The following is a 17,867-nucleotide window of genomic DNA, read 5'->3' as shown; positions in this document are numbered from 1 at the left end:
AAAAGGCAACGCCCCGCCATGAGTTTGACGGGGCGCTGTCGCTTCGCGAGTGGTCATTCTGTTGCGCCTCAGGCGTCGCGTTTGATTTCGACCGTGTGGGGATAGGGGATCGAGATGTTGGCCTTGTCGAAGGCTTCCTTGACACCTTGGGTCATGGCGAATTTCAGTTCCCAATAGTCGGCGGCGTTGCACCAGATGCGCGCGGTGATGTCGACCGAGCTGTCGCCCAGATTGGTGACGCGGACCCAGGGCGCGGGGTCTTTGAGCACACGTTCGTCTGCTTCGGCGGCAGCAAGGATCACGGCCTTGGCCTTGTCCGCGTCATCGCCATAGTCGATGCCAAAGACAAGATCGACGCGGCGTGTGTCATGGGCGGAGAAGTTGGTGATGATTGACCCCCAGGCCTGGCCATTGGGGACGATGATCTGCACGTTGTCCGGTGTCACCAGTTCGGTGACAAAAAGATTGAGGTCGACAACCGTGCCGGCGGTGCCGCCAATGTCGACATACTGGCCGATCTTGTAGGGGCGGAACAGGATCAGCATGAACCCTGCCGCGAGGTCTGAAAGCGTGCCTTGCAGGGCAAGGCCGATGGCCAGCGTGGCGGCCCCCAGCATGGCAACGAGCGATGTCGCTTCAATCCCGAAGAGCCCGAGAATCGCGACGAGTACAATCAGCAGGATCACCCAGCGCACGATGCTGGCCGCGAAATTGCCGAGAGTCTTGTCGATCTCGGGCGTGGCGTTCACGCGGCGGCGGACAAAGCCGCTGACGGCGCCTGCGACGATCCAGCCAAGGATCAGGACCACCAGCGCCTTGATCGTTGCGATCACCAGCGGGCCGAAAGCGCCTGCCTGTTCCATCATGATTTCCATTCTGCGTTTCCTTCGTTCTGTCTGTGCCGCGCGCCGCAGGGCCGGGCGGGGTTTCGTGCCAATAGTCCAGAGGGGAGGATGATTTTCAAGCGGTCTTTGCCGGTATCCTCGCACCCCTTTAACGGATGAGCTCTGCGATTCTGCAGGGGGTCATGTTGCGTTTTGCACGCTTTGGGCTCTGGTTGGATGGGAAAATTAACTTATCTTTCCCTCATAACAAGACAGGAGAGGAAGATGAGCTTTGTAACCGATCACCCGATCAACCGCAGGTGGCCCGCCGAGAACCCGGGTATCCTGCAGCTCTATTCTTTTCCCACGCCCAATGGTGTGAAGGCTGCGATCATGCTTGAGGAGATCGGGTTGCCCTATGAAGTGCACCGGGTCACGCTTGCGGATGCGGATGTGAAGAGCCCCGAGTTTCTTGCGCTCAACCCCAACAACAAGATCCCGGCCATCCTTGATCCGAATGGCCCTGACGGGACCGGAGTGGCGCTTTTTGAAAGCGGGGCGATCCTGAACTACCTGGCGGAAAAGACAGGCAAACTGTTGGGGAACACCGCGACCGACAGGGCGCAGATCCTCCAGTGGCTGATGTTCCAGATGGGCGGCGTCGGTCCGATGTTCGGGCAATTGGGATTCTTTTACAAGTTTGCCGGGGCGGAGATCGAAGACCCGCGCCCCCGCGCCCGTTATGTCGCCGAAGCGCGACGGCTTTTGAATGTGGTCAATACCGCGCTGGAAGGGCAAGACTGGATCGCCGGGGCCTATTCGATTGCGGATATCGCCCTTGGTCCATGGTTGGGCATGATTGCGTATTACGGCGCGGAAGAAGCCGTGGGCATGGAGGATTTCCCGAATGTGAGCGCCTATGTCGAGCGGTTCCGGGCGCGGCCTGCGGTGCAGAAGGGGCTGGTGACGCCACCGCGCGACTGAGTCGGTGATGGGGGCTGTCTGCCCCCGACCTTTGGCCTCCCCCCGAGGGTATTTCTGGCAAAAGGAAGGTGGGGGGCATTCGTTGGGGATCAGCCGGGCAGGGCTCCAGTCAGAACGTAGCGCAGAATCTCGACCACCTGGCGCGGTTCCTCGGCCACGGCGAGGGCGGCGGCGTGGATTTCCTTGAGGGCGTGTTGGTGTTCCGGCGGGTTGAGCACGATGACGGATTTGCCAAGGGCGGCGGCGTAACCAGCATCGAAAGCGGCGTTCCATTGCTTGTATTTCTCGCCAAAGCGCACGACGACGATGTCGGCATCGGAAATGCCCTTGCGGGTGCGGATCGCGTTCAGCTTGGCGCCCTTGTGGTCGTGCCAGAACTTGTTGGGTTCCGCGCCAAGGATCGCAACGCCGCAATCATCGCTCGCGTCGTGGTCGGTCACGGGGCTGTCAAAGGTGACATCCAGCCCGTCGGCGCCGTCGATGATCTGTTCGCGCCAGTCGGTGTGGATTTCGCCGGAAAGGTAGATTTTGAGGGTCATGATCGCTCCTGTCACTGTGTTTTCGCCTTGGTAACGTGAAAGCGGGGCCGGGGACTACCCCGGCCCGCGTGGAAGCCGTTTTTGGCAGGAGCGCATAATGTGGCTTAGTCGCGCCGTGCCACGAGGTAAGGGCGGCCTCCTTTGGCGGGGATCGACACCCGTTCGATCAGCTTGAACCCGGCGGCCTCGATCTTGCGTTCCAGTTGCGGCGTGCTCAGGTAGGCCACGAAAGGGGCCCGGCGGAACAGCTGCATGACCGGAATCATCACGCGGAACAGGCCGCGCATAAAGATGTTGCTGTCGCTGAGGCAGGGGGTTTTCGAGATCAGCACGCCGCCCGGTTTGAGAAGCGCATGGGCGCGGGCCAGAACCGCGTCGAGGTCTTCCACGAGATGCAAGACGTTCATGGCCATGATCACGTCGAACTGCTGACCGTCCAGCGCCGGGGAGTGAGCATCGCCGCACAGGAAATGCACGTTGTCGATGCCCTGATCCCGAGCATTGCGGCGCCCCACGTCGAGCATGCCATCGGAAATGTCCGAAGCCACGATCTGGCCGGTGGACCCGGCGAGAAGAAGCGCGGTTGATCCGGTCCCACAGCCGAGTTCCAGAACACTGTCATTAGGCGTTAGGTAAGAGCGGGTGCGCTCGAGCGTGTATTCATATCCCGCAATGTCCTTGATCGGGCTGCGGGCGTATTTCTCGGCGATGCCGTCCCAGAATTTTGCGTCACTCGTCATGTTACTCTCCTTTGAGGATGTATTAATTCATGCAGAGATATGTTGGGAATTGCCGAAATTTGCAGTTTGCTTATACATATTTGCATGAGTGCACCGCAGCTACCATTTGACTGGAACCATATCCGCGCCTTTCTGGCAACTGCTGAGGAGGGGTCGCTCTCGGCTGCGGCGCGGCGGCTGAAGCTGACCCAGCCAACGCTGGGGCGGCAGGTTGCAGCGCTTGAGGACGATCTGGGGCTGCTGCTGTTCGAGCGTGTCGGACGGTCTTTGTCGCTGACGGCGGCGGGGGCGGAGCTCTTGCAAGAGGTACGCGCGATGGGGGCGGCGGCGGACCGGGTGGCGCTGGTGGCGTCGGGGCAGTCGCAGTCGATCGAGGGGCGCGTGGCAATCACGGCCAGCGATGTCTACTCGGCGTATCTTTTGCCAGAGGCGTTGCGGGCGCTGCGGCTTCGGGCGCCGAAGCTGACGATTGACGTGGTGGCGGCAAACGACATTCGCGACCTGATGCGGCGCGAGGCGGATATTGCCATTCGCCATGTCCGCCCGGATCAACCCGATCTGATTGCACGCATGGTGCGCGAGGACACGGCGCATTTCTATGCGGCACGGCGCTATCTCGACCGGGCGGGGCGGCCCGAGAGCATGGCGGATCTGGCCGCGCATGACTTTGTGAATTTCGGAGATGTCGAGCGGACGTTGGAGTACCTTGTCCCGCTGGGTGTGCCGGTGACGGCAGACAATTTTCGGATTGGGTCGCAAAGCGGTTTGGCGGCGTGGGAACTGGTGCGGCAGGGGTTTGGCATCGCGCCAATGTCGGACAGCGTGGCCAAGGGGCAGGATGTAGAACGTGTTTTGCCCGACATGGACCCTTTCGTATTTCCGATCTGGCTGACGACCCATCGCGAGCTGCATACCAGCCGCCGGATACGGCTGGTATTCGACCTGTTGGCGAATCATCTGGCCATCAAGCCATGACACGCCCCGCGAGGCGCGGGACGTGTCGGTTTTTTAGATTTGCAGCCGCCAGAAGCTGTGCCCATGACGCTTCAGGGTGGCGAGGTCATGCCGCCGCGCCGGGGTCAGGAAGGCGGGCGCGTCCTCGCTTCTGGCAAAGCCGAACTTGCGCGGAAGATCGCGGTAGAGCGACACCGGCGGACCGCAGAACGGGTCCGTTTCCTGCAGCGCCCAGCCGGTCTCGGGGCTGTGCATGAACACGTCCCGGATGCCGAGATAGTCGCGCAGCACAATAAGCGCTGCGAGCATCAGAGCCTGCGACCAGATCCGGTCATAACGGGCGCGCAGAGCCGCATCATAGGCGCGGGTGACTTGCAGCGCGCGCGATTGCGGGCGCCGGTTTTCCAGCACCCTGATCTCGTCACGCACCAGCCGCAGCCAGTCGGTCTGGACCTCTTCGATCAGCGCCTGTCCCGTTGACAAATCCAAGTCGAGGCGGGACCAAGCGAGCGTCGGGCGACCTTCTTGCCGAACCGGGTGGCCGTAATCGAGGAACTCCTTGCGGACGTCCCCGGTCAGGTAGCGCCCCATCAATTCGGCGTGGTCCGACGGGAAACCCAGTTGCAGCACGAGGTTGCCCCCATCCCGTGACATCTGGGCCCAGTCATGCGGCTCGTCGATGCCCCAATGGGTGAAGGTCAGCTCGAAATCATGCCAGACCCCGGCCCAGATCGTGTCGATCTGGTGCCGTGCAGCACGCGACAGGTCGCGGAAAGCATAGGCCTCGGCGGCGTGGGCGACAGCTATGATATCGCGCTGGCGCAGGGTGCCTCCGGACCCAGCGACCAGCGGCTTGACCAGAGGGCGGTCAAGGAACCGGGCGAGCGGTGCGCCGCGCAGATCGCGCACGCAGGCGCGCCGGTCCATTTGCTGAGCCAGCAGCCACGGGCTTTCGCGGTCCGCGTAATAGGGGAAATGGATTTGCGCAGGCAGCAGGTGCCGCGCGTAGCGAATGTCTTCGGGGGTCATTTTGGAAATCCCAAACAGGTCAATCAGGCCTGCGGGATCACCACAGGCAACTAGAGAGAGCGGGCTATCTGTCGGCCATTTGGCCGTTCTGAGAATAAGGTCATGTCGATCCTCTGCCCGGATATCGGGCGTGTTGCTTTGGAGGGTGGATAGGCCGAGGCGGGGCACCGGCTCAAGTGACAATTGCAGTCATGTCCCGCGGAACGTGGCGCAAAAACCACGTAGCGCGCCGGGTCAGAGCGGGCGGTGCATCCTTACCCGCATTCCGTCGCGCGCCTGCTCTTTCCAGCCAAGATGCTGATACAAAGAGATATTCTCTGGAAGCTCGGTATGCGTGGCGAGCGCGATACCTGCGCAATTGGCGGCCTTGGCCAAGGAGATCGCGTGGGCGATCAGCGCGCCACCAATGCCCTTGCCCTGGCCTTCGGGCGCGACCGCGATGTTCATCAGATGGGCATCCGGCACGGAAAGGCGCAGCATAAGGACGCCCAGAATCTTGCCGTTTTCCGCGACCCAAACCTCGCCTGCGGCGATGGCTTCCGCGACGCCATCGCTCACATCCGGCAGGGCGATGCCCCGCGCGCGATAGGGTTCGTAGGCGGCATCAATGAGCCGCGCCAGTGCCTCGGCCTCATCAGCTTTGGCAAGGCGCGGTGTCATGGTCAGCCCCGCAGCGTGCCGCCGGTGGCCTTGGAGACCTTCTCGACGATCTTCGCAGCAACGGCTTCGATATCCGCTTCCTTGAGCGTCTTCTCGGTCGGTTGCAGGCGCACGGTCATGGCGATGGATTTCTTGCCTTCACCAAGGTTGCCGCCGACGAATTCGTCGAATACACGCACGTCTTCGATCAGCGCCTTGTCTGCCCCGGCGGCGGCGTTGACGAGGTTCAGGGCCTCGACATCCGCATCCACGACAAAAGCAAAGTCACGTTCGACCGCCTGCAGGTCGTTCATGGTCACGGCCCCGCGGCTTGCCGATTTCTTGCGCGGCATGGGGATCTCGGCAATGTGGATGGCAAAGGCCACAACCGGGCCCTTCACGTCCATCTCGGTCAATACCTTGGGGTGTAGCTCACCAAAGGCGCCCAGTACCTTTTTCGGGCCGAGACCCACCTTGGCGCTGCGACCCGGATGCCACCAGCCATTGGTGCCCCGGTTGTAGGTCAGCTTGGCCGGGGCGCCCAGCGCCTCCATGACCACTTCCATATCTGCCTTGGCATCATAAAGGTCCACGCCACGGCTCTCACCATGGATGTCCTTGCCCACGGTGCGGCCCACGAGAATACCGGTCAGAATGGTCTCCTGCTCACCCGGCTCACCGCCATGAAACACCGCGCCGCATTCAAACAGCGCCATGTCCATGAAGCCGCGCGCCTGATTGCGGGCGGCGGCCTGCAACAGCCCGGGCAACAGTGACGGACGCATGTGGGACATTTCCGAGCTGATCGGGTTTTCCAGCATGGTCGCGTCGTCACCACCGCCAAACAGCGTCGCGGATGCCTTGTCGATGAAGGAATAGGTGACACATTCGTTGTAGCCGAGCGCGGCCGTGGTGCGGCGCGCGATCTGCTCGCGTTTCTGCATCGGCGACAGGATCACTTCGGGCACGCCAGCGGTCGTGCGCGCCAGCGGTTTGCCCTCAAGCTTGGTGAGCGACGCGACGCGCGCAACCTCTTCAACAAGGTCGGCTTCGCCCTGTACGTCGGGACGCCAGCTTGGCACTTGCGCCATGTCGCCATCCATGACAAAGCCCAGCGCCGTCAGGGTCTTGACCTGTTCCTCGGCGGGGATTTCCATGCCGACGAGCGATTGCACGCGGTCGGTATCCAACTTGTAGGCGCGGCTCACGTCCGGCACTTCGCCTGCGACAACCACGTCACTCGGCTCACCGCCGCACAGTTCGATGATCATCTGTGTGGCGTCGTCCACGGCCTGCATATTGTAGGCCGGGTCAATGCCGCGTTCGTTGCGATAGCGCGCGTCCGAGTTGATCTTCAATCCACGGCCCGTATAGGCGATCTGGATATGGTCCCAGACTGCGGCCTCGACAAACACATTGGTGGTGTCCTCGGTGCAGCCGGTGGCAAGGCCGCCCATAATGCCGCCGATGGATTCGATGCCTTCGTCGTCGGAAATCACCACCATGCCTTTGCTGAAGGTGTATTCCTTTTCGTCCAGCCCCACGAGCGTCTCGCCGCCCTCGGCGCGGTGCACGCGCAGGTTGCCCTTGACCTTGTCGACGTCAAAGACGTGCAGCGGGCGGTTGCGGTCGAAGGTGAAGAAGTTGGTCACGTCCACCAGCGCCGAGATCGGGCGCAGGCCGATGGCCTTAAGGCGATCCTGAAGCCATTGCGGGCTTGGGCCGTTCTTTACACCCCGGATCAGGCGACCGGCAAAGACCTCGCAGCCGTCGGTGCGGGTGTCTTCGTCGATGGTCACGGTGATCGGGCAGGGGCCGTTGCCTTCGATGGCGGCAGTTTTGACGGGTTTCATCGTGCCAAGACCACGCGCGGCGAGATCAAGCGCGATGCCCCGCACACCCAGCGCATCGGGGCGGTTCGGGGTAATGGCGATCTCGATCACGGGATCGACCTTGGTCGGATCGTTCTCGGCCAGCCAGTCCACAAAGGTCTGACCCACCTCGCCCGAAGGCAGTTCGATGATGCCGTCATGTTCGTCGCTGAGTTCCAACTCACGCTCGGATGCCATCATTCCGTGGCTTTCGACGCCGCGAATCTTGCCCACGGACAAGGTGATGTCGATGCCCGGCACATAGTCGCCCGGTTTGCACAGCACTACCGTGATGCCGGCGCGCGCGTTGGGGGCGCCGCAGACGATCTGTTTGTCGCCTTCGTTGGTCTCAACGGTGCAGACGCGCAGGCGGTCGGCATCGGGGTGCTGTTCCGCGTGTTTCACCTTGGCCAGCGTAAAGGCCGACAGGCGGTCGGCAGGGTTGGACACCTCTTCCACCTCCAGCCCAAGGTCGGTCAGGGCATAGACGATCTCGTCTACGCTTGCGTCGGTTTCAAGGTGATCTTTCAGCCAGGAAAGGGTGAACTTCATTGCGCCATTCCACCAGTCAAATAGGGGTCAGACAGGCGTTTAACGGATATGGCGGACAGGGGAAACCCCGGATGCGAACGTGTGGGTAAATGGGGGCGCTGCCTCGGCCAAGAGATGGGCGTCTCCCCGGGCTAACCAAGCGCATCACGGGGCGCGAAAATGGTATTAAAGTATAGGCTCAGGCGCGACGCGCTTTGACATGTGCCAGCCAGTTGGACAGTTCCGTGGCGCGGGTTTCCAGTGCGAGCTGTTCGGTCGACGTGCCAAGGCGTCGCGCGGCTGCGTCGTCGGTGTCGGCGCTTGACAGGTCGGCTGTCAGATCGGTGCCACCCGAGAAAAGGCCGCGTCCGCCGGTTGATGCCGCGATGTCGGCCATGCGCATTTCCGGGTGGTATTGTGTGCCCCAGAAGTCCACGCCGCCCTTGCCATAGGTCATGGCCTGCACCGGGGAATGGGAGTTGCCGGCAATGAGAGTGGCCCCGTCCGGCAGGGTGCGAACCTCGTCGCGATGGACACAAGGTGCCGAGAAGCCGGATTCGCGGCCGGTCATCATGGGGTGGGCTGCGCCCTCCTTGGAAAGACGAATGTCGCGCGCGGGGCCGATTTCGAACCCGTTGGGAGAGGCGGCAACGGTTCCGCCCAGCACTACGGCAGCGAGTTGCAGCCCGTTACAGGAACCCCAGACCGGGAGGTTCTGTTCAAAGCTGCGCTCCATCTCGGCGCGCAGGGGGGCGGCTTCGGGCGCATCGGTGGCCCAGTTCACGCCGGAACCTGTGTAGATGATGCCGTCAACGCCGTCATAGATGTCTGCAGGCGGGGGGGCGGCATAGGGGCAGACAACCTTGAGCGTCAGCGAGGCGTCAAGGCCATGCAGGCTGCGCAGGAAGAAGGCGGATGCGGATTTGCCCCCGGCGAGAAGCTCGGGGGTGTTGCTTTCGATGATCAGGACAATGGTCATAGGGGCGCTCCTTCTTCAGTAAGAAGGGTAGCGCTCAAGGTCGCGAAGTCCCAACCAGCCGCGACATGTAGAGGTGCGTCCGCGTCCTTTGCGAGGCTCAAGCGATATTCAGAACACATGAGCAAGGCGTTCGAAAACGCCTTGCCTCAGGGATGTTAGCGGCTCAGCCCACCATGCAGCGTCGGCTGGTCCAGCGCGGCGAAGCCGTAGTGGCGCAGCCAGCGCAGGTCGCTGTCAAAGAAGGCACGCAGGTCGGGGATGCCGTATTTCAGCATCGCCAGACGGTCGATCCCGATGCCGAAGGCAAAGCCCTGGTATTCGTTCGGGTCGATCCCGCCCGCTTCGAGCACCTTGGGATGCACCATGCCCGAGCCAAGCACTTCGAGCCAGTCGTCGCCCTCGCCCACTTTCACAGTGCCGCCTTCCCAGCTGCACTGAATGTCCACTTCGGCGGAAGGTTCCGTGAAGGGGAAGTGCGAGGCACGGAAACGGGTTTCGACGTGGGTGCCGAAGAAGGCCGAGAAGAACTCTTCCAGAACCCACTTGAGGTTGGCCATCGAGATGTCCTTGCCCAACGCGAGCCCCTCTACCTGATGGAACATCGGGGTGTGGGTCTGGTCATAGTCGGCGCGGTAGACGCGGCCCGGGCAGATGATGCGGATCGGCGCGCCGGTTTTCTCCATCGAGCGGATCTGCACAGGAGAGGTATGGGTGCGCAGCACATGCGGCGGGCGGTTATCGCCTTCGGCGCGGTGCGTGTAGAACGTGTCCATCTCGGCCCGTGCGGGGTGGTGGCCGGGGATGTTCAGCGCATCAAAGTTGTACCAGTCGGTTTCGATCTGCGGGCCTTCGGCCACGGCAAAGCCCATATCGGCAAAAATCGCGGTGACTTCTTCCATCACCTGGCTGACCGGGTGGATCGAGCCGGTGCGACGGGCGCGGCCCGGCAGGGTTACGTCGAGCCATTCGGTCTTGAGGCGTTCGTCAAGCGCAGCGTCGGCCAGCGCGACCTTCTTGGCCGCCAGCGCGCTGTTGATCTCGTTCTTGAGCGCGTTCAGCGCGGGGCCGGCAACCTGCCGCTCTTCCGGAGTCATCTTGCCCAGCTCGCGCATCTTTAGCGCGACCTCGCCCTTTTTGCCCACGGCGGCAAGGCGGATCGCCTCAAGCGCGTCTTCGTCGGCGGCCTCGGAAATCTGGCCCAGGTATTTTGCCTTCAGATCGTCCATGACGTCCCTCAAATTCTGCTTGCGCCCTGCTACCACATGGACCGCTGAAAGCAAGGGGCGGGGCCACGGACAAGCGCGCCATATCCGGATTTGAGTGCTAATCGTTGATCGGAGGGGGCCGTCTTTCTAAACTGGATACCAGCAAAAACGAGGGTCTCGCCATGCAGCGCCGCCTGACAACCATCATGATCGCAGATGTGGTCGGCTACAGCCGGTTGATGGAGGTGGATGAGCAGGGCACCTACGACACGCTGCAAATGCACCTCAATGAGGCGGTGCTTCCCCGAGTTTCCGAGCACGATGGGGTCGTGATCAAGCAGATGGGCGACGGGCTTCTGGCCGAGTTCGCCAGTGTGGTCGATGCGGTCAATAGCGCGATAGCCATTCAGAGGGACATGGCGGACCGGGAGCGAGATGTTGCAGAAGATCGCCGGATCGTCCTGCGGATCGGAGTCCACCTGGGCGATGTTATCAGCGAAGGAGGCGATATTCACGGTGACGGGGTCAACGTGGCCGCGCGGCTAGAAACGCTTGCCGAGCCGGGCACGATCGCCATTTCACGAGCGGTGCTTGATCAGGTTGAAAATCGGATTGACGTTGGGCTGCGCGATTTGGGTCCGAGCCGGGTCAAGAACATCAGTCGCCCCATTCATGCCTACCTTCTGAACCCGTCCGAACCCGGCGCCGTTCGAAGTATGCCGCCGCGATCGCGCAGGCGTTTTGTCTTGCCTGTGCTGGCCGTACTGCTTTTGGCGCTTGGAGGGATCGCATTCTGGCAATTTGCTCCGCGCGATCAGGGGCGCGCTGACATTGCCATCGTCCGGCGGGAGGCTGACAGCCTGCCAGGGCTGGCGGTGTTGCCGTTCGAAAACCTGTCGGGGACCAGCGACCAAGATTATCTTGCCGATGGCATCACGCAGGATCTAATCACCGATTTGGCTAAGGTTTCCGGGCTGATCGTCATCTCGCGTGAATCGTCGTTTACTTTCAGGGATACGCAAAGCAACCCCACCCATGTGGCAGAGGATCTGGGTGTTCGCTATGTGGTCAAAGGAAGCCTTCGTCGCGCCGGCAACCGAATCCGTATCAACGCGCAGCTGATAGACAGCGAGACCGGCGCGCATATCTGGGCCGAACGCTATGATCGCGAGATGGAGGACATATTTGCTTTACAGGACGATGTGCGCACGAGGATCGTCGCCGCGCTGCAAGTCGAACTGACGCCGGAAGAGGCGGAAACCCTGGCAGATAGCCTGACCGACAATCCCGCAGCCTATGACGCCTATCTGCGCGCGCTGCAGCAGGAAAGCTATTTCACCAAGGAAGGCACCGAGGCTGCGATACGCTACTATCACGAAGCGCTTGCGCTTGACCCGGGGTTTACGGTGGCGCGCGCGCGTCTGGCAACCGTGTACACGGTTCTGGCGGATTTCAACTGGTCTCCGGATTTGCAGGCAACCCTTGAACTGGCGCTCAACCTTGCGCGTGAGGCGGTGGCGCAGAATGCAAACCTTCCGATTGCCCACTGGGCCATGGCGCGTGTCTATACCCGCGACGAATACTGGGACACGGACAAGGCGATTGCCAGTTTGCGTCGAGCCATTGAAATTGACCCGAACTACGCGGATGCATACGCGATGCTTGGCAACACTTTGCAATTTGCCGGACGCGCCGAGGAAGGCATAGAACAGGTCGAAACGGCCATGCGCCTGAACCCGCATTTCCCCTTTTGGTACCATTTCGCGCTGGGCGCCAACCAGTTTCAGCTGACCCGGTACGAGGCTGCAAAAACCAGTTTTGAAAACGCGATCGCACGGAACCCGAGTTGGCGCTCCAGCCACCGGTTTCTCATTTCAACGCTCGGACATCTTGGCGAACGCGATGATGCCGAGTGGCAATTGGAAGAACTCAGGGCGTTGGGATTTGAAGCGACACTTTCGACATGGCCATCGAAATATCAGGATGCGACCTATCGAGAGAGGTTTTTTGAGGGGCTTCGCAAGGCAGGAATCCCAGAAACCTAGTCAGGTTTCAGGCGCCATTTTCTGCGCGAAAGGCCCGCGCGTCCTCCAAGAGCCGAGTGACGCCTGGATCCTCGATACCCAGTTCTGCGAAATGCGCGGCGAGATTGGCGACATAGTCAAAGCTGCTGCCAAGCCATCCTTTGCCCGTGGCGCAAAAGCGGACCTGATCCGCGTGGCTCAGATCGGGGACGATCAGCTCGGCGTCGTGATTGGCAAGAAAGGCCAACGCCTCGACCGGGCCATGGTCGGTTTCGACTTTTATGAAATCGGAATGATACGCATGGCCGACCCGTTCCCGCCGCCAGAGCAGGCGGGTTTCTTCTTCGAGAGCAGTGTGCGCGATGCGAAAGGCCAACCCATGGCAGCCCGCACCCGGTTCCAGCGCAGCCATGACGCCGGGGGCATCACAGGTCCCCCGGCCGCCGAACTTGTCTCGCAGGATGAATCGGCGCTCAACTGCGGGGGCAAACCCGCGCCGGACCTCGGCGAAATGAATGCCCGGGTTCCACATCAGAGATCCGTAGGCAAAGACCCAAAGATCCCTCTCCCAGCGGTTTTCGAGCGTCTTTTGCCGGTCGGCCTCTCGTGCCTGATCGCTCAGCCGCCAATCTGCCGGGCCGCCATTCTCGCGCACGATGTCGTCCATCTTTTCGGGGTCGAAATCTCGAAAGCTCGACTCTTCGGGCGGCGTGATCAGGGTCGCGAGACGGGGGTGGTGGCGAAAAGGGTCGGACATGAGAGGGCCAGTTGGTTCAGGTTCGAAGATCAAGCCACGCGCGTGATGAAAAGGAAAGGGGGAACAGGTCATTCAGGGCGAAGGTGTGAGGATGGGCGGGCAGATCGAGCGCGCCGCCGGGACATGCCGGTCTCGGGACTAGGGCAGGTCCGTGAACGGCGTGGAATGATCGGCGCGACATGTGCGGTGGAGTCGTTGACCAGATACCTGGCCAGGGCAGGGCGAGTAGGATGCGGTGATTGGGAAACGCGAAATGTACCCGATGCGCACCAAGGGTGCCGGGGGCAAAGCGGATTGGTGCCAATGCGCTCGGGCCATACCTGCGGCTGCGCCCTCCAGCGCGAGGAGGTTCTGGTCGCTCTTGCGGTTGAAACTTTCGACCCTGATTCCAACTGTTTTTGGTGTTCAGCGTCTGCACGGCGACAATTGTGTGAGCGCTCGCGTCCTATTGCGAAAAACGGAATGTTGCTTAACTTGTCGACTTGCAATGCTAGGAAGGGACGGCCAAAACAGGCGTGGTATTCTTCAATCCCGGCGGTTGCCGGAGTCAAATTTCAAACAATCAAAGATCTTTGGAACAGATGAAGCAGAATTCAGTCAGCGCACAAGACTACGCCTCCAAGGCAAAGGCCCTCACAGTGCAGGGAGATCACGAAGCCGCCAAGGCAGTGCTGCTTGAAGGCATCTCAGAGCGACCAAAAAGCACGCTGTTGCACCTGGACATGGTTAGAAATGCGCTGGCATCCAATGACGCGGACCGCGCAGAAACCGCCCTTGAGGCTGCCAAGGACCTCGGCGCTGATGCCGAAAAAACTCTGGTTCTCGACCTTCGGTTGGCCATCGCACGTCAGGATTGGCACGCAACTGCGGATATTGCTCAGCAGTGTCTAGACCAGGGGATTCTTCCGGTTGGCACCGTCTTCAGGCAGGTTATTCGCAGTTTCCGCCAAACCGGGCAACCAGCCGCTGAAGAAGAATTCACACGCGCTTTTGCTGAGAAGAAGCCCGAGGTCGACTCCTTTGTCCTTGCCTACTATCAAGCCGTTTGCGCCAACCGGGCGATGGAAGACCTCCCTGCTTTTTTTGAAAAACGCATCTTCGCGGGGAATGGCGCGCCGCACGAGGTTCTTTCGATACTGGTGTACATGCGCGACCATGCCGGCTTTTCACCACAATTGAGTGAGCTTCTGGAACGGGCGCGCAAAAAATGGCCCGACCACCCCAGTGTCAAAAAGGTCTTGGCCGAGGTCGAGCGCTCAGGCTTCAAAGCGGGCGAAGCCGTCGTTATCTCGGTGCCTGAAGTCTCGCCGGTACAGTCGATCCCTTTGCTTTTTGCCGCCTACAAAGTCCAACTCGCAACGAGGGGAAGTTCAAAATCTCCGGAAGAGCTCAAATTGTTGCGCAAGGCCATGGAGGGGCAGTTTGCAGGCAAAGAGTTTCAGCGCCCCTTGTTGGTTGATGACGGGACAAACCCTGTGTTGGTTTCTCCTCCCGGTCCAAGCGGGAAAACGATTTTGATTTTCGGGGGGTTGCGCGGTGATGTTGGTTTCCCGCTGGCCATGCTGGACATGTATTTTGCTACCAGAGGTGTTACCACAGTCATGCTGCGCGATACGCATCGGGACATGTATCTTACAGGGGCAAGCCCAAATGGCGCGACCTATTCCGAATTCGTCACGTCGCTGAAAAACCTGATTGCCACACTGCCCGGCCATGAAGAACTCTATGTCATGGGTATCTCTGGCGGTGGGTTTGGTGCAATGAACGTCACGGCGGACCTTCAGGCAAAACACCTGCTCCTGTATTCGGCGGCAACAAATGCCACCGAGCCCTTCCTGAGAGAAATCGGCGATATCCGTGCCGCCGCCCTACAGCAACGACTGAAAAAGATACAACCAAAGGAACTGATTGATCCCAAAACGCGGATTATGAACGCCGGGCACAAACCACACATAAACTCCTACTATTCCGAGGGGCAGTACATCGACAAGCTGCACTCCGAAGACCTCTTGTCGCTTGAGAATGCCACGTCTGAAATGATCGAAGAATGCAAAGTGCATATCCCCTTCGATCACCTCATCAAATCGGACCTGTTTGACGCCCAGCTTGACGTGTTCTTTGCCTGAACGGCCCCGATTGCGCTGTCTTCAGCCGTGCGTTCCATGCTTGTGACTGGTGGTATCGAGCAGCGCTGCAACCGACAAAAAAAGGCCGCCCCAATCTGCGGCGGCCTCTCTATTCGGTGCTGTCAGGTGCTTAGGCTGCCAGAGCGCCTTTGGCCTGATCCACGATCGCAGCAAATGCTTCGGGCTCGTGCACGGCCAGGTCGGCCAGAACCTTGCGGTCCACTTCGATGCCAGCCAGGGTCAGGCCGTTGATGAAGCGCGAGTAAGTCAGTGCTTCGTCATGCGCACGCACGGCTGCGTTGATCCGCTGGATCCACAGCGCGCGGAAATTGCGCTTGCGGTTCTTGCGGTCGCGGGTTGCGTACTGGTTTGCCTTGTCGACGGCTTGACGCGCTACCTTGAAGGTATTCTTGCGACGGCCATAATAGCCTTTTGCGGCCTTGACGACTTTCTTGTGACGGGCGTGGGTTACGGTACCACCTTTAACGCGGGACATATCTCGATCTCCTCTTAGCGGTCGTAGGGCATGTAGCCCTTGACGATCTTGGCGTCGGGGGCGGACAGGGTCGTGTTGCCGCGGGCGTCACGAATGAATTTCTTGGTGCGTTTGATCATGCCGTGGCGCTTGCCGGCCTGACCGGCCAGAACTTTGCCGGTGGCAGTGACCTTGAAGCGCTTTTTGGCGCTCGACTTAGTCTTCATCTTAGGCATTTCCGTCTCCTTTAGTATTCGGTCGGTGACAAACGCGACTCGGCATGCCTTTCAGGCCGGTCGCGCGAATAGAGGCGCCGTATAGTCGGCAATCCCGTGCGGTGCAAGCGGTTAATGCAGGATGTCCGCGATCACCCGCACCACCACGTTGGGCATCTCGGCAACCGTGTAACGGCCCGGGTTCATGACAAAGGCCAGTACGATGACTGCCGCCGAAAGGATGAATGCTGCCATGGGGCCGCGCGGGAAACGCTCGTCGGCATAGGCCGAGAGCATGGCGGGGATGGAAAACAGGCCGATTACCATGCCAATGGTCATCACATAGTCGGCTGTCATCTGGTCAAGTCCCCGTCTGCCCGGAGACAGGTTTACTCGTTTTCCATGTTAAAAATCAAACGTTCATCGCAAGGCGCAACCCGGAGAATGTTCGTTGTGCCGGGGACGTTGAATGGCAATCCGGCGGTGACAACGATCTGATCGTCAGGTTGCGCATAGCCAAGGTCACGCGCCGCACGAGCCGAAGCAACCACGGCCATCTTGAAGCGGGACACCTCGCTCGACATCACGCAATTGGTGCCCCAGCTCAGGGCCAACCTGCGTGCGGTGCCGCGCAGCGAGGTCATGGCGATGATCGGCACACGCGGACGTTCGCGCGCGGTCAAAAGCGCGGTGGTGCCCGATTCGGTGAAACAGCAGATCGCGGCAACTTCGGTGGTTTCGGCAATCTCGCGGGCTGCAGCGACAATTGCGTCGGCCACGCTTGAGCGGGGGGCATTGCGCGATGCTTCTATGATCTCGCGATAGGTCGGATCGCTTTCGACCTCTTCAGCGACGGCATTCATCGTCGACACAGCCTCGATCGGATATTGACCAGCCGCGGATTCGGCAGACAGCATGATCGCGTCGGCGCCTTCATAGATGGCGTTCGAGACGTCGCTGACTTCGGCCCGTGTCGGCATCGGGCTTTCGATCATGCTTTCCAGCATTTGCGTCGCCACGATCACCGGTTTGGCGGCAAAACGGCATTTGCGTACCAGGCGTTTCTGGATCGGCGGCACGGCAGAGACGGGCAGCTCAACCCCGAGGTCCCCACGCGCGACCATGATGCCGTCGGAGGCGGCGAGGATGTCCTCGAAGCGCTCTACAGCGGCGGGTTTCTCGATCTTGGAGAGGACCGCGGCGCGCCCTTGGGCAAGGCCGCGCGCTTCCTCGACATCTTCGGGGCGCTGAACAAAGCTCAACGCCAACCAGTCGACTCCAAGGCCGCAGGCGAATTCGAGATCGTCCCGGTCCTTTTCGCTGAGCGCGGCGAGGGGCAGCACCACATCCGGTACGTTCACGCCCTTGCGGTTCGAGATCGTCCCGCCGACTGTCACGGTGCAATCGGCGAAATCCGGGCCGCACTTGTCGACGGTCAGACGGATCTTGCCATCGTTGACAAGAAGACGTGCGCCGGGCTCCAGCGCCTGGAAAATCTCGGGGTGGGGCAGGCAGACGCGGGTGGCGTCGCCGTCTACCGGGTCAAGATCTAGGCGGAAGGATGCGCCTTCTTCCAGCTCTTCCGCGTCGTTGGCAAAGACGCCGACGCGCAGTTTCGGCCCCTGCAGGTCGGCGAGGATTGCGATTGGGCTTTGCAGGTCCTTTTCGATCTGCCGGATGATGCGGTGCTTTTCGCGGATCTCGTCATGGGTGCCATGGCTCATGTTGAGCCGGAAAACATCGGCGCCCGCTTCGTGCAGGGCACGGATCATCTCATATGTTTCCGAAGACGGCCCAAGCGTGGCCACGATCTTTACATTTCTCAAACGTCGCATCGTCTTTTCATCCGTTCCGGGACGTCTGGTCGGACGCCCCTAAAATTGTGCCTCGTGCTAAATGTTACCGCTAACATTGTCAAGTTCGGGAAAAGTGCAATTCCCTTTTGCCTGCTTCTGGCCTAAGTGATTCCGGAAGG

Annotated in this window: 17 protein-coding genes; 4 read left to right on the top strand and 13 right to left on the bottom strand. The window is 60.8% G+C overall.

Annotated features, from left to right (window positions below; all coding sequences use genetic code 11):
- Nucleotides 1–68: 68 nt before the first annotated feature.
- On the bottom strand, nt 69–875 hold the full coding sequence (locus BMZ35_RS05845; protein WP_093091757.1) for a mechanosensitive ion channel family protein: 807 nt from the start codon (nt 873–875) through the stop codon (nt 69–71).
- Between the two features lie 234 nt (nt 876–1,109).
- Here BMZ35_RS05845 and BMZ35_RS05840 point away from each other — a divergent pair, with 234 nt between their 5' ends.
- Nucleotides 1,110–1,808, top strand: coding sequence for a glutathione S-transferase family protein (locus BMZ35_RS05840; RefSeq protein WP_093091755.1), 699 nt, complete (start codon nt 1,110–1,112; stop codon nt 1,806–1,808).
- Between the two features lie 89 nt (nt 1,809–1,897).
- Here BMZ35_RS05840 and BMZ35_RS05835 read toward each other — a convergent pair whose 3' ends face one another.
- Both BMZ35_RS05835 and BMZ35_RS05830 read right to left on the bottom strand, forming a co-directional pair.
- Nucleotides 1,898–2,347 carry a YtoQ family protein gene (locus tag BMZ35_RS05835; RefSeq protein WP_093091753.1) on the bottom strand — a complete coding sequence of 150 codons (450 nt, stop codon included), beginning with the start codon at nt 2,345–2,347 and terminating at the stop codon, nt 1,898–1,900.
- Nucleotides 2,348–2,451: 104 nt separating this feature from the next.
- Complete coding sequence (locus BMZ35_RS05830) at nt 2,452–3,087, bottom strand: class I SAM-dependent methyltransferase (RefSeq protein ID WP_093091751.1); 636 nt, start codon at nt 3,085–3,087, stop codon at nt 2,452–2,454.
- A gap of 84 nt (nt 3,088–3,171) precedes the next feature.
- On the opposite strand from BMZ35_RS05830, the gene BMZ35_RS05825 reads away from it, so the two are divergent.
- Complete coding sequence (locus tag BMZ35_RS05825; protein WP_093091749.1) at nt 3,172–4,062, top strand: LysR family transcriptional regulator; 891 nt, start codon at nt 3,172–3,174, stop codon at nt 4,060–4,062.
- A gap of 33 nt (nt 4,063–4,095) precedes the next feature.
- Here the strand turns inward: BMZ35_RS05825 and BMZ35_RS05820 are convergent, their stop codons facing one another.
- From BMZ35_RS05820 to pheS, 5 genes are all read right to left on the bottom strand, one after another.
- Nucleotides 4,096–5,070 carry a hypothetical protein gene (locus tag BMZ35_RS05820; protein WP_093091748.1) on the bottom strand — a complete coding sequence of 325 codons (975 nt, stop codon included), beginning with the start codon at nt 5,068–5,070 and terminating at the stop codon, nt 4,096–4,098.
- Between the two features lie 234 nt (nt 5,071–5,304).
- On the bottom strand, nt 5,305–5,730 hold the full coding sequence (locus tag BMZ35_RS05815; protein WP_093091746.1) for a GNAT family N-acetyltransferase: 426 nt from the start codon (nt 5,728–5,730) through the stop codon (nt 5,305–5,307).
- A gap of 2 nt (nt 5,731–5,732) precedes the next feature.
- Complete coding sequence (gene pheT, locus BMZ35_RS05810; RefSeq protein ID WP_093091744.1) at nt 5,733–8,132, bottom strand: phenylalanine--tRNA ligase subunit beta; 2,400 nt, start codon at nt 8,130–8,132, stop codon at nt 5,733–5,735.
- Nucleotides 8,133–8,310: 178 nt separating this feature from the next.
- Nucleotides 8,311–9,090, bottom strand: coding sequence for a type 1 glutamine amidotransferase (locus tag BMZ35_RS05805; RefSeq protein ID WP_093091742.1), 780 nt, complete (start codon nt 9,088–9,090; stop codon nt 8,311–8,313).
- A gap of 155 nt (nt 9,091–9,245) precedes the next feature.
- The gene (gene pheS / locus BMZ35_RS05800) at nt 9,246–10,316 is read right to left on the bottom strand and encodes a phenylalanine--tRNA ligase subunit alpha (protein ID WP_093091740.1); all 1,071 of its coding nucleotides are present in this window, start codon (nt 10,314–10,316) and stop codon (nt 9,246–9,248) included.
- Between the two features lie 161 nt (nt 10,317–10,477).
- Between pheS and BMZ35_RS05795 the strand changes: the two genes are divergently transcribed.
- Nucleotides 10,478–12,340 (top strand): adenylate/guanylate cyclase domain-containing protein, encoded by a 1,863-nt coding sequence (locus BMZ35_RS05795; RefSeq protein ID WP_093091738.1) that lies wholly within the window; start codon nt 10,478–10,480, stop codon nt 12,338–12,340.
- A 7-nt stretch (nt 12,341–12,347) separates the two neighbouring features.
- Here the strand turns inward: BMZ35_RS05795 and BMZ35_RS05790 are convergent, their stop codons facing one another.
- The gene (locus BMZ35_RS05790) at nt 12,348–13,076 is read right to left on the bottom strand and encodes a gamma-glutamylcyclotransferase (RefSeq protein ID WP_165610009.1); all 729 of its coding nucleotides are present in this window, start codon (nt 13,074–13,076) and stop codon (nt 12,348–12,350) included.
- 515 nt (nt 13,077–13,591) lie between these two features.
- On the opposite strand from BMZ35_RS05790, the gene BMZ35_RS05785 reads away from it, so the two are divergent.
- On the top strand, nt 13,592–15,202 hold the full coding sequence (locus BMZ35_RS05785) for a tetratricopeptide repeat protein (RefSeq protein WP_131814333.1): 1,611 nt from the start codon (nt 13,592–13,594) through the stop codon (nt 15,200–15,202).
- 130 nt (nt 15,203–15,332) lie between these two features.
- Here BMZ35_RS05785 and rplT read toward each other — a convergent pair whose 3' ends face one another.
- From rplT to pyk, 4 genes are all read right to left on the bottom strand, one after another.
- Entirely contained in the window at nt 15,333–15,698 is a 366-nt protein-coding gene (rplT, locus tag BMZ35_RS05780) for a 50S ribosomal protein L20 (protein WP_093091732.1), read from the bottom strand.
- A 14-nt stretch (nt 15,699–15,712) separates the two neighbouring features.
- A complete protein-coding gene (gene rpmI / locus BMZ35_RS05775; RefSeq protein ID WP_010443552.1) occupies nt 15,713–15,913 on the bottom strand; it encodes a 50S ribosomal protein L35 in 201 nt (66 codons plus the stop codon).
- Between the two features lie 111 nt (nt 15,914–16,024).
- Nucleotides 16,025–16,249 carry a hypothetical protein gene (locus tag BMZ35_RS05770; protein WP_093091730.1) on the bottom strand — a complete coding sequence of 75 codons (225 nt, stop codon included), beginning with the start codon at nt 16,247–16,249 and terminating at the stop codon, nt 16,025–16,027.
- 32 nt (nt 16,250–16,281) lie between these two features.
- Nucleotides 16,282–17,727 carry a pyruvate kinase gene (gene pyk, locus BMZ35_RS05765; RefSeq protein ID WP_093091728.1) on the bottom strand — a complete coding sequence of 482 codons (1,446 nt, stop codon included), beginning with the start codon at nt 17,725–17,727 and terminating at the stop codon, nt 16,282–16,284.
- Between the last annotated feature and the right edge of the window lie 140 nt (nt 17,728–17,867).

The sequence above is a fragment of the Shimia aestuarii genome (assembly GCF_900114635.1).
In the GTDB taxonomy this organism is placed as follows: domain Bacteria; phylum Pseudomonadota; class Alphaproteobacteria; order Rhodobacterales; family Rhodobacteraceae; genus Shimia; species Shimia aestuarii.
The sequence above is the reverse complement of the archived record's forward strand: the minus strand, read 5'-3'. Positions and strand labels throughout refer to the sequence as shown.